Source organism: Pectobacterium polonicum, assembly GCF_005497185.1.
Taxonomy (GTDB): Bacteria; Pseudomonadota; Gammaproteobacteria; order Enterobacterales; family Enterobacteriaceae; genus Pectobacterium; species Pectobacterium polonicum.
On record NZ_RJTN01000028.1, the window covers coordinates 22,895 to 36,681 of the forward strand.

Genomic DNA, 13,787 nt, shown 5'->3' on the forward strand with positions numbered 1-13,787 from the left:
CAGGAATAACGCGATTTGCCCCTTTCATTACAGGACATAACACGATGACTTTTTCCCGCTCAAAATCTGGTTCAGCCTTAACGCGTCCTCCGCGTCAGGCGTGGGTATTGGAACCGCGCATGATGTTTGATGCTGCTGCTGTAGTGACTGCGGTCGATGTTGCAGCGCACGTTGCGGCAACGGATACGGCACCCGGCGTTGATGCCACGCCCGTTAAAGCGACAGTCACTATCACTGATACCAGCGACCGCTTTGAACCAATCGATCTGTTCAGCAATGTCAGCGTGTCAGCGGATAAAAATGGGCAGGAACTGACAAATTTGGTGATTACCGTTAATCGCACGGGTGCGAATCAGGCAATCGTCATCGACGGTACGGAAATTACGCTGGAAGCCGCTAATGGCGCAAGAACGACGGAAGGCGACGGAAAATACGGCTATACCGTTGCGGTTAGCGGTGCGACGACAACTATCACGGTGAGCATTGATTCATCCGATGCGTTTCAACCCAGCGATGTTGCTAAGCTGATCGACGGTATGACTTACCGACCACTCGATAAAACCGTGGCCGGCGGCGATGTGACGGTAACACTGAAAAGTCTGAGTGACGAGAGCGATACTGCCGAACTGAATATCCACTCGACCATCACCATTGACAGCAAAATTAACGTCGCGCCAGTGGTGTCTGCGTCGGATGCGCCCGAACTGTCCGAATTAATTATCGTACCCGGAATGGAATCCCCGCAGGACGTGCGCTATTCCAGTAATGGTAATTATGCCTACGCCATAGGAAACGATGGCACGCTGGGTGTCTTTACCGTCGGCGAGCATGGCAAGCTGACGTTGAGCCAAACGCTGAACGATGTCAGCGCGCTTAAGGATGTGAAAGAAATCACGCTGAGCGCAGATAACCGTTCGCTCTATGCCATTACAGGCAATAGCAATATTGTTGCACTGAGCCTTGACGACAACGGTCAGGTGATTCAGGTCGAGGGCAGCTATACCCAGACAACCCCTTCGCAAAACGGCAATATTACTGGGCTGGCCATCTCCAGCGATGGGGCTCAGGTTTATGTTGCCACGCAGTGGAACGGCATGGTCGTCTTTACTCGCGATGCGACGACAGGGAGTCTGACGCTACTTCAGGTGGTGAAGGACAGTGGGATCGATCGCAGCGGTATTGTGGCAAGCAGCGGTGACTATGTTGTTACTGTTGGGATGGGGGCGAAGCATACGCTGTCAGTTTTCCAGCGGAGTGAGAACGGGACATTAACGTCTGTCGCTAAGCTGGAAACGTCTGGAGAAGGCTATGGCGCGGTAGATTATCAACTGGCAATCTCGAAGGATCAGCAGTTTATCTATGTCGCCGATCCTGATAACGGCGAAATCAGCGTTTATCAATTGCGCGATGGCACCGAAGGAAAGACGCTGACCCGTACTGATACGAAAGCGTTGGAAAACATCAACGCGCTGTATCTTAACGCTAATGGTAGCCAGCTCTATGCCTTGAGCAGCGAAGGCACGTTGCAGATTTATAGCGTCAATGCCTCTACGGGGGCGCTAAGTGAAAGCGGCCAGATTACGAATATTGGCGATACGCATGGCATGGTGTTGTCGCCAGATGGGCAATCACTTCTGGTGGCTGGCGAAGCAATCCAGCGCTTTAGCGCATTACGCACTTACCTCTATGGCAGCGAATTATCGTTTGCCGATCATGTCACGCTGTCCGATAGCAATCTGGATGTGTTAAACGGCGGTGCGGGTAACTATAACGGTGCCACGCTGACTATCGGCCGTGAAACGCCTTCGGCAGACGATCAATTTGGCCTAAGCGCAGGTAATGACCTGACGCTGCAAGGCGGAAAAATTCTGCAAGCTGGCGTAGAAATTGGCACTTTTGCACAGAATCAAGGCACGCTCAGCGTGACGTTTACTGCTGATGTGACAAAAGAAACCGCTAATGCGGTTCTGAAACAGATTACGTATCGCAATATCGGCAGCCAGAGCACCACCGAGACGGTGGCGTTGACGGTGGCTGCGAACGATGGTGAGCTCAATAGCACGGTGACGAGCATTGCGTTGCTGCTGACTGCCAATAGTGCGCCAACGTTGGTTAGCCAGGGAGGAAGCAACCTGACGTTGGATACGCGCGGTGCATCCGTCACGCTGTTCAAAGACACGGCGGTTAACACCGGAGAAGCTGGGCAGGCGCTGACAAAGCTGTCGATCGGTATTGATGGCCTAAATAACCCGCATCAGGAATACCTGACGGTGGATGGTACGGCCATCAATCTCAGTGAGAACAGTGCGGGCACAACGGTGAGTGGCTACCAATATAGCTACACCTATGACGCCGTGAGTGGGGAATCTTCTCTGGTGCTAAACAGTGCTCAGGGTATCAGCAGTATGGCGATGATGAAGCTGGTCGACGGCATGAGCTATTCGGCTGGTAAAGAAAGTACCAGCGCCAGCGGTGTTCGTACTATCACGTTAACCGAATTGCAGGATAACGGCGGCACCGCCAATGGTGGAAATGATACCGCGACGCTGACGGTCTCCAGCAGTATCAATTTGGCCTTAAATGAGCAGCCTGCGATCGAGGCAACCTATTCCCCAGACACCACGCTGTTTTACAACGATGGAAAGCTCAGTGATTACAATGAGCGTGTTTCGGCGATTAGCGTTTCTCAGGATGGTAAAACCCTGCTGGTAACCGGTAGCGAAGGCAACAATAACAGCGGCAAGACTCATCTGCGCGTTTACGCTCGTGATGCGGAAACTGGCGCACTGACGTTGTTACAAAGCTTCACGCAGGGCGAACAGGATGATCCGTCCACCTCCGCGATTGAAGTGAATGGCCTGAACACCATCACCACGCTGGTACAGTCGAAAGATGGTGCCAGCGTGTATGTCGCAGGGGGAAGCGGAAGCGCCTACTCGCTGGTGCAGTTCAGCCGCGATGCCACAACGGGACAGTTGAGCTATGTCGGCATTGTTGCCACACAGGGGGTGGATGGTGTTAGCGGGCTGGATGCAACAGTGTCTGAAATTGTTCTGTCCGATGATGGTACTTCGCTATATACCATTAACGGTGTGACGCCGATGGATGGATCGACAGGGAAGGATGCTGTGACTTTCTTCTCGCGTGATACCACCTCCGGCGCGCTGACGTTTATCGGTTCGCTGATTGGCAGTGATACCCTCCCGCTGAAAAGCCCAAGCGGCATTGTGCTGTCCAGCGATGGCACATCGGCTTATCTCTCCAATTTGGGGAATCACAGTATTACCGTTCTGTCTCGCGATGTGGAGACAGGCAGCCTGAGCTATGTCTCGACGATTAATAAAAGTACGATCGCCGCTGATGAGAATAGCGCCGAGATTCCGAAAGACGATCGTTACCTGACCGCGTTGCAAGACATCGTTATTTCACCTGATAACCGTTTTGTCTATGTGTCGTCAAACTCGCAGGGTACGGTCTCAATTTTCAGCCGCGATGCGGATACCGGCGCGTTGACCTACGCCGGGACGATGGATTTGTACAACAGTGAAAGCCACGTTCCTACTGAACTGAGAGCGACATCACTGCGTGAAATCGCGATCTCTCAGGATGGCGCGGCGCTGTATGTTGCGGCGCTCGGCGGTAGATCACTGTTGGTATTCGCCCGCGACGCCGATTCTGGGACACTAACGTTCCGCAATGGTGTTGACCTCTCAGTTAACACGATCAACCATCTCGCAGTCAGTGCCGATGGTAAGAATATCTATGCTGGTGTCAGCACGTTCTTTGCCGGGCTGAACGTGTTCACCGCAACGGCAAATGCACCTTATAGCCAGACGGCGGATATCGCGTTTGCCAAAGGTGTCATGCTGTCAGACCAAGAGCTGGATGCTGCTGATGACTATAAGGGTGCATCAATCACGATTAGCCGCAACGGTGCAGCGTCGGCAAATGACCACTTCGCTTTCCAGAACGGAAGCGGTCTGACGCTGTCCGACAGCAATATTCAGTATCAAGGCGAGACAATTGCTACGTTCAGCGCGAGTGAAGGCACGGTGAAGATTGTCTTTACCGACAGCGTCACTAAAACGGTCGCTAATCAGGTTTTGCATCAAGTGACTTACCGCCATGATGGTGATACGGCAGGCGCATCGATTCCACTGAACATCACCTTGAGCGATGGGTCTAAAGATACCAGCCTGCTGTTGACGCTGGTGGAGAATAAAGCGCCGGTTGTGGATAATAGCGAGTACGCCCCGCCGTCTGGTACAGCAGGGCAATCGTATACCGCAGTACTGCCAGAAAATCTATTCCGCGATCCTGAAAATGACACGCTGACGTGGCAAGTTACCGGCCTCCCTGATGGATTAACCTTCGATCCTGAAACGCGCACGATTTCCGGCACGACCGCTCTCAATGGCGCGGGAAGTTTCTCTATTACCGTCGTCGCGACGGATGAGTCGGGTGGACAGGCGGAGCAGACGATTACGCTGACAATTGCCTCCGATCCTGCACAAGTGCCAACGCTCGGCGGTGAATCCAGTTCTCTTGAAAGTGACTATGCCCTCGATGGCTATGATCCCAATAGCTATGCCGATGTACTGACTGGCGTAAAAGACAGCCAGCTGTCCGCAGATGGTAAAACCCTCTATGTCGTGAGTTCACCAGAGAGTGGGTCAGCGGTGCTGAGCGTCTTTGTGCGCGATGCTGAAGGCAAATTTACCCTTTCGCAGACCTTCTTTAACTACCACTCCGTTTACAACGATGAGACGAAGCAAACCGATAATGTTGTGGATAATGCTGGATTAGCAGGTGCGTCAGATGTGATTCTGGCCGCCGATGGGCGTTATCTGTATGTGGTAGGCAGTGAAGACAATGCGGTGACCATTTTCAGCGTTGGCAGCGACGGTGAATTGACACAAGTAGGTGTCCTTGACTCGGCTGCTCTGGGTGGGCGTTCTCTGGATGTCCGTTCCCACATTGTGTCTCAGGGTGACTACCTCTATCTCACCGCCGCCCAGTCTGACAGTGATAATGACAGCCGCAGCGTGCTGGTGTTTAAGCGCGGAACGGACGGTACGCTAGAGGCGGTTTCTCAGGCCGATAATTTGATCGGCGCGAGCCGTCTTGTGCTCGATCCCGCAGGGCGTTACCTGTTCGTATCGGGTTCCGGCGGTACTGTTGGCGTCACCGCGTTCAGTATTAGTGACCAAGGGGAATTGACTCAGGTTGGTCAGCTTACGGGAACGAGTGAGTATTACATCAATGGGCTTGCGCTATCGCCTGATGGCAAAACGCTGTATGCGATTAATGCTGATGGAATTCAGTACACGCTCAATACGATAACGGTGGGGGCTGATGGCGCGCTCTCGCTTACGGATACAACGCCAATTACCGATGACGGGGGTGATACTGGTGAAGCGCTGGCAACCGGTCTGGTGGTTTCTGCCGATGGTACGGCGCTGTTCGTAATTGGCAAGAATATTTCTGTTTTCTCTCGTGCCGAAGATGGCAGCCTGACGCTGAAGAACACGATTAGCGGCAGTTGGGATAGCTCGATCAATATTTCCTTCTCGAATCTGCAACATGTGGAACTGAGTGCAGACGGCAAGCAACTGTACTTGATTGGTGGCGATAAGGTTCATGTGCTGAATGTCGGTACTGCGGGTGCCACCTATACCGAAGATAAAGATGCAACGGTGTTGTTGCCGTCAGGCCGTCTGTCCGATCCGCAGCTCGATGCGTTAAATAGTGGTGAGGGGGATTATAGCGGCGCGAGCATCACGGTAGGTCGACAAACGGGTGGGCTACCGGAAGACGTCTTCGGCTTTAAGGCTGATAACGGCTTAACGCTGGACGGTAATAATATCGTCAAAGACGGTACCACGATCGCCACTTTTACGCAGGTTGACGGTGCGTTGACAGTGACCTTTACCGCTGCGGTGACAAAAGCTGATGCGCAGAACGTGCTGCGCCAAATCACCTATCTCAACAGCAGCAAAGATCCTGAACATGCGGGCGCGTCACCTGTCTTCACCTTCAGCATTAATGACGGTGACAATAACGTTGCGACATTGGACGTGACGGTTAATCTGATTGGCGTAAACGATCCGGCTGTACTGACGACGACGGTGTTGAATCCATCGGTTCCGGGCAACGGCGAGTTCGTGAAGCTGTTTAAAGATACCCAGATTGATACGGTTGAAAGCGGGCAAACCATCTGGCAAGTGATATTAACCTTTGATGCATCAGGTCCAAATGAAGCCATAAGTGTAGGCGGTGAAACGATCGTTCTTGAAGACACTAACGGTGTCAGGAAAACTACGTCGGGCATGGAGTATCTGGTTGATGTTGTGGATGGCAAAGCTACCGTCACCCTCTATGTTGAGCAAGACGGTGTTGGCCCCGAAGCGATGATTGACAGCATCGGCTACAACTATCTGGGTAGCAACGGCAGCGGAGAACGGCATGTTACGTTAAGCATTAAAGAGAATGATTATAGCGGAAGCTCCCCCGTCACCACGCTGGAACAAAGCATTACGCTGACGCTGGTGCCTGCGGCAGAAACCAATACCGCACCGGTTATCACGGTTCCGGTTACGACGCCGACGTATACCGAACGCGCTGAACCTGTTGTGTTAGCACCAGAGGCAACGGTGTCCGATGCGCAGATGGACAAACTTAACGGTGGCAAAAGCAATTATGACGGTGCGACGCTCAAAGTGACGCTGGGCGACGGTAAAACTGCACTCGATAAGCTCGGTTTCAATGCGGGTAATGGCCTGACGTTATCCGGTAATGTACTCCAGAAAGATGGCGTGACCATTGGTCAGGTGACTAACCAAGATGGCGTGCTGACGATCCGTTTCAACGCGGATGCGGGCACAATTCCGACCATGGAAGACGTGCAGAACACGCTGCGTCAGATTACTTATGCCAGTGACAGCCATACACCTGCTGCGCAGGTAGCGGTATCGGTAACATTATCCGACCGCTATCTGGTGTCTCAGGATACGGCTTTAACCATAGGCATCACACAGATTAATGATGTTCCAGCTGTTAATACCGATCCTGTTCTGTCATTCGGCGATTTAGATCGGCTCCAGACTCTGGAATTATCGGCATTTGGGCTGACAGGTTCAACGAACAGCGCGGTGTCTGCTGACGGTAGCCGTGTCTATATTGCCGACCAGCAGGGTCACATTGCGTTATTTACTCGCAATGCCGATGGCACCTTGACGCACATGCGGACGAGCGCGATTGCCAGCGGCGTCATTCAACTCCAAATGACGTCTGATGGTGCGAATTTATACGCTCTGCAAAGAAATAACAGCGAAGGCATTATTGTTACTTTCGCTCTTGATAGTGAGGGCAATCTGACAGAGCAAAGCTCTCTGAAACAGATCTGGGATGCGGCGCAGATTACGCTGTCGGATGATGGGAAAAACCTTTATCTGATGGATCGGACGACGATTATCGTTTATGGGCGAGATCCCACGACGGGTGCACTGACCCATCTTCAAGATCTCCAGAGCAATATGTCAGCACCACCTTATCTGTGGGCTCCGACGGAAGTTGTCACGCAGGGGGATAAAGTTTATGTGGTCACCAACCCCAGCAACGGTTCATCACTCATTGTTTATCAACGTAATAGTGAAACAGGTCAGTTGACCCCGCTGACGTATCTCCATTCAGGGGAAACGGATGGCGCTGGTAAGGTCGTGAATCTGGACTATGTGCAACATTTATCTGTCAGTGCTGATGGGCAAACGATCTTTATCGCGAATAGCCGTACCAGTTCCTTTAACGGATGGACAGGGGAAAACACGGTAAACAACCACCCATTGAAAATAGATGCTTTCCGCCTCAACGCTGCCGGGACGTTAACGCATTTGGGCACCATCAATGGCACCGCGACGGTGGAAGACATTTCACTGTCAGCGGATGATAAAACACTGTATGTCGCCTTATCCGATGGTTCTCTGGCTTATTATTCGGCGGATACGTTGGAACGTATTGATGCCCAGAATAATCTGACGGATGCCCAGAAAATTGCAGTATCGCCACGAGGTGAGCTCATTATCCTTGCCGATGCGCTGGTGGTGATGCGCCAGACTCCGCTAAGTGCTTTCTATACCAATGGAGGATCTGCGGTAGCAGCAGTGCCGACATTGACACTCAGCGATGCGGAATTAGATGCTGCAAATGGCGGAGCAGGGGATTACCGTGGGGCATCCGTTGTGTTTCAGCGTAGTGAATCTCCTTCATCAAACGATCGTTTTGAGATGATTGCCGGCAACGGTTTTACCGTCTCGGGTAACATTATCAGTAAAGATGGGCAACCGGTGGCAACGCTGAGCCAGGCTGATGGTCGGGCTTCTGTGACGTTTACTGCGAGCCTTTCCCGTGATGAGGCGACCGCTCTTGTGCGCCAGATGGGGTGGCGTAGTACGGTAGTGGTTAATGAAAGTTCTGTGGTACTCCGCGTGGTACTGAATGACGGAGAGCAGGATTCCACGCCTTATGAGGCGACGGTAACGATTTCCGATAGTGTGAATCAAGCGCCTGTGGGGAATCGTGATGCCTTTGCCCCGCCTGTCGCACAGGTTGGCACCCGCTGGAGTTATACCTTACCGGATTCGCTGTTTACCGATCCTGAAAATGACGCGCTGACGTTTACCGTTGACGATACGCGATTGCCTAACGGCGTGAGCTTTGATAGCGCAACCCGTACTCTCAGCGGCACGCCGTCAACGGCGGGAACATTCAACCTGACCATTACCGCCACGGACAGCGCGGGTAACGCGACGGCGCTGAATGTGGCGCTGACGGTTAATGCGGCCTCAACGCCGGTCGATCCGGGAACGCCGGTTGACCCAGGCACGCCAACGGAGCCTGCCAATCCCGATAACACCGCGACTGCGGCTCCGGTGATTCTGGTGCAGCAGGGCGCAAGCCTACCTGTTGATGCGAGCGAAAGAGAACGCGAACAGCCGCTGAATGCAATTGTCGCCGATCTGTCTCGCTCGGAAGCACAGCCATCACCGACTAACACTCTTATCGAACCGATGCGCCAGCGCGATGCCGAGACGGCACGCCAATCGGATGCGCCTTGGGTGCTCGATCCTGTGATGTCACAGTTGATGCCGACGCTGGAGCAGGTCAACTTCTCTTCTCGTGCTAACACCGCCGTGCGAGACAGTTCGCCAGCCTCTCCGGCGGATTCCAACCTGTTCCTAAGTGTGCGTGGTCAAACAACGTCACTGGAGTCGGCGTTCAGCAGCGTGCAGGGCGCATTACGGCCTGATGCCTCCGGTGCGCTCGCCTTTAGCTTGCCGCAGCGCATGTTCAGCGTGCGTGAAGGTAATGCCACGCTGACGCTGCAACTGGCGAATGGGCGTCCGCTACCTGCGTGGGTGCAGTTTGATGCCCGTAGCGGTGTAGTACGGGTTACCGATGCCAGTGCATTGCAGGTGAATCAGATCCAACTGGTGCTGAAAGCGCAAGCCGCAGATGGTACTAGCCGGACGGTACCGATCACGCTGCAAACCGGGCAGGGCGATGGCGCAGCGATGGCGACCGACCGTGGCGCGATGCGACTGCCTTCACACGCTACTCAAAATGACGATGTGGAGCAGTTAGCACCAACGGGGAAAACCGCCTTTACCGAACAGCTGCGTCAGCATCAGCCGGAACAGGATGCGTTGCTGGCAGCGCTCAGTGAATTGAGCAGCCTGCGTGCATAGCACACGCAGACTGAATATTGAGACGAGATTTTATTTACTTAACCACTAACCCAGGCGCTTGCAGGCGGTAATCAATCCACCGCCTGCAAGATGAAGGGAACAGACAAATAGAAGATGGGGAGAACCCGGGTGAATCAGCACATAGCGCATTTCTGGGATAGCCAGCAACACGACAGTCAGCAGCAGAATGTTCAACACGAGGCTACACCACGCACCGCAGGTTCCCGAGCGTTACGGATCGCGGTAACCCTCGCCTGTCTGGGGTTAGCCGGCTGTGCCGTCAAACCAGAACCTGTGACGGTCGAACAGCAGGTTGCACAGGCATTGAGTGACAGAACGCAGATGTTCGCTAATCAGGAGCCAGTACGCGGCACGATTACGCTGGATGAGGCGATTGCCCGTGCGCTGAAATATAACCTGCAACAGCGGGTCGCACTGATGGAACAGGCAATGGAAGATGACCTGTTAGGCGTGCAGAATCTGGACATGCTGTTACCTAAACTAACCGCACGCGCCGGGTTGCAAACTCGCGATAATGTGGCAGGTTCTAGCAGTCAGTCGGTCACAACAGGGCGACAATCTCTGGAAGCCTCCACGAGTCAGGATCAAACCCAGCGCACTGCCGATCTGACGATGAGCTGGAACGTGCTGGACTTCGGTATCAGCTATTTCAACGCCAAAGTGCAGGCGAACAAATCGCTAGCGGCGGAAGAGCGTCGTCGTCGCGTAGTGGCCGATATTACCCGTCAGGTGCGTACCGCTTATTGGGAAGCGGCCACGGCGCAGCGTTTGCAGCCGGAAGTGACCACGGCGTTGACGCAGGCGCGTCAGGCGCTGGAATATGCGCGTCAGACCGAACAGCAACGCCTTTTGGCACCGGTTGAAGCGCTGCGTTTCCAGAAAAACATGCTGGAGATGGTGCGCCAGTTAGAAATTGTCGACAGCGATCTGGTGGTGGCGAAATCCCGTCTGGCCGCGCTGATGAACCTGCCGCCGTCCAGCAAGTACGATGTCGTCGTGCCGAGCGAAAGCAGTCTGGTTGCGCCAAAGATGGCCTACTCGCTCGACGATCTGGAAAACTTCTCGATGGTAAAACGCCCGGAAGTGCGTGAAGAGAGCTATCTGGCACGCAATAGCGTACTGGAAACCCGTAAATCACTGCTGCGTCTGCTGCCGGGCGTGTCGCTGTTTGCCGGTATCAACGGCGACAGCAACAGCTATCTGGTTAATCACCAGTGGGCAAACGCGGGCGTTCAGGTCAGCGGTAATCTGTTGAACGTGCTGTCGTGGTCATCGGTGAAACGTGCCGGACAGGCGAATGAAGATCTAGCGGAAGTGCGTCGTCAGGCGCTGCGTATGGCGGTGTTGACGCAGGTGAATGTCGCCTGGCAGGAGTATCAGCAGAGTACGCAGATGTTTGGCCGCTATCAGGAACTGGCGCGGATTCAGCGCGGTATCCTCAACCAGACCACGCTTAGCGTACAGCATCGTGCCGAAACACAAATGGAGCAGGTGCGCGTTAGCACCGAAACCATTCTGACCACGCGCGCCCGCGATCGCAGCTTTGCCGATGTGCAGAACGCATTGGGCGCAGTGTATCAGGCCGCAGGTCTGGACGTGCTGCCGGATAACGTGAACGATGTCAGTCTGGCGGCGTTAAGCAACTCGATTGCCCGCACCACGGGGAATCTTGAAAAAGGCGGCGTTGCGGTGCCGCGTCTGTCCCTGTCAACACCAGCAGTGCCTGCCACCACGACGGCTTCCACCAACGCCGTTTCTACCGCGCCAGCACCGTCAACCGCTGCGCCAGTAACGAAACCTATCGTGCCCGCTACTGTTACGCCTGCGGCTAATGCGGGAAAACCTTATCGTGTGGTGAATACGGATATGTGGGATAACCTGCAATCCTTACAGGCGGGAGGCTCGCGTTAATGGCTGTCGGCATGGTGCGTCCGCTGTTGCTGGTCAGTGCGTTAAGTCTGCCCCTATTGGGGCAGGCTGCGACGCAGGGAGACATTCGCGTGCAGCTTAGCGCGCAGCGCTATACCGTGTTATCCAGCGAAATCGCCGGGAAAGTGACGGATATTGCAGTGAAAGAAGGCGAACACTTCAAACAGGGGGATACGCTGCTCACGTTTGACTGCACCGTGCTGCGTGAAAAACTGAACTACTCAAACGCGGCAGAGAATGCCGCGCGTAAGAAACTGGCGATTGCCGATCGGTTGGATAAACTCAATTCGATCAGCCTGTCGGATGTCGATCAGGCGCGATCGTCGGTGTCGATGGCGCAGGCGGAAAGCGGCGTCAATCGTGCGATGCTGCAACGCTGTGCCATTAAAGCGCCGTTCTCTGGTCGCGTAACAGAAACTAAGGTGAAGCGTTGGGAATCGGTGCCGGAAGGCAAAGAGCTGCTGGCGATCTATGATGACAGTGCGTTCGAGTTGGAAATGATCGTGCCATCGCGCTGGCTGGTGTGGTTAAAGCAGGGTAGCGCTTTTCAGGTCACGCTGGATGAAACTGGCCTGAGCTATCCGGCTGAAATCAGCCGACTCTCGTCGGCTATCGACCCGGTCAGTCAATCGGTGAAGGTCTTTGGTCGGATTACCCAATCCACCGCCGGATTGCTGCCAGGCATGAGCGGCGTGGCGCAAATTGTGCCACCGGATGCGGGTAGCGTAACGCCATGACCGATTGGCATTCGACGGCAGCAGCATCAACGGAACAGGATACCCGGCTGGCGCTGCTGGCCGAACTGTTACAGTTACAAAGCCGCGCCAGAGCGCGAGAAACGCTGGATGAATTGGCGTTTTTCATCGTCAATGAAACGCATAATTTGGTGAAATATCGTCAGGCGCTGTTGTGGGATAGCGATAAACGGCGTTTGCAGGCCGCTTCCGGGCTGGCTTCGCTCGATCATAACGCACCGTTTTGCACCGAATTTAGTCGCCTGTGCCGCCAGTGGCAGGAAGAAGGTCGTCAAACGCAGGCGCTCAGTTTTCAGGATTTACCCACAAACGATCGTCAACTGTGGCAGGAGCATCTGCCGGAATTTTTACTCTGGTTACCGCTGCGCGTGGCGCAGGGCGATGCGCCGCTGGTGCTGGTTTTAGCGCGGGATAGTGCGTGGCTGCCCGCAGAAATTATCCTGCTGGAAAAGCTGGCAGACGCCTACGCACATGCATGGTTAAGCCTGTGTAAAGTGCGCCGTCGTCAGGTCAAAACCAGTCCGAAAAAACGCCGACTGATCGTTGCCGCGGCGGTGGCGTTAGTGCTGATCTTATTGATCCCCGTTCGTCAGTCGGTACTGGCTCCGGCGGAGATCGTCGCCCACCGTCCGGTTATGGTTCGGGCCCCTGTTGCGGGCGTGGTGGATGATATTCTGGTTCGCCCTAATCAAACCGTTAGCGCTAACCAACCGCTAGTGCGGCTGGACGTGCGTGAACTGGAAAATCGGCTGGAATCCGCGCGACAGGCTTTTGCGACTGCCGATGCCCAGTACCGTCAGGCACAGCAACAGGCGCTGTTCGATGCCAACAGCAAGGCCAGTCTGGCCGTGCTGCAAAGCCGCCGCGAGCAGGCGCAGAGCGACATGGATTTTCTGCAACGACAGCAGGAACGTATGCAGCTTGTTTCCCCGCGTGACGGCGTGGCGATTCTTGATGATGCCAGTGACTGGATTGGGCGTTCGGTAGCGGTCGGCGAACGTATCATGATGATCGCCGATCCACACGATGTGGAACTGGAGATCCAATTGCCTGCGGCAGATGCAATTGCACTGGAAAATGGCGCGGATGTACGTCTATTCCTCAATGTGGCACCGAATTCAGCACAGGAAGCGCGACTTGAACAGATCGGCTATCGTGCCGCGCCAACGCCGGATAATGTGATGGCCTATCGGCTGCGCGCGCGTTTTACGCAGGATGATCCACAGCTGCGTGTAGGGCTGAAGGGGACGGCTAAGCTATACGGAAAACGTACGGTGTTGTTCGTTTACCTGCTGCGTAAACCGCTGGCCTCTCTGCGCGTTTGGCTGGGCGTGTAACG

The 13,787-nt window shown here is 54.4% G+C and carries 4 protein-coding genes; all 4 read left to right on the forward strand.

The features are described 5' to 3' along the window. Positions 1-44: 44 nt before the first annotated feature. The 4 genes from EDI29_RS20420 (at position 45) to EDI29_RS20435 (ending at position 13,785) form a co-directional block, all read left to right on the forward strand. Complete coding sequence (locus EDI29_RS20420; protein ID WP_137742351.1) at positions 45-9,743, forward strand: beta-propeller fold lactonase family protein; 9,699 nt, start codon at positions 45-47, stop codon at positions 9,741-9,743. Positions 9,744-9,872: 129 nt separating this feature from the next. Further along, positions 9,873-11,675, forward strand: a complete 1,803-nt coding sequence (locus EDI29_RS20425) for a TolC family protein (RefSeq protein ID WP_137742352.1) — start codon at positions 9,873-9,875, stop codon at positions 11,673-11,675. Then, positions 11,675-12,430: an efflux RND transporter periplasmic adaptor subunit gene (locus EDI29_RS20430; protein WP_137742353.1), complete on the forward strand. Its 756-nt coding sequence runs from the start codon at positions 11,675-11,677 to the stop codon at positions 12,428-12,430. The genes EDI29_RS20425 and EDI29_RS20430 overlap by 1 nt, the downstream gene beginning before the upstream one ends. Next, a complete protein-coding gene (locus EDI29_RS20435) occupies positions 12,427-13,785 on the forward strand; it encodes an efflux RND transporter periplasmic adaptor subunit (protein ID WP_137742354.1) in 1,359 nt (452 codons plus the stop codon). The genes EDI29_RS20430 and EDI29_RS20435 overlap by 4 nt, the downstream gene beginning before the upstream one ends. Positions 13,786-13,787: the final 2 nt, after the last annotated feature.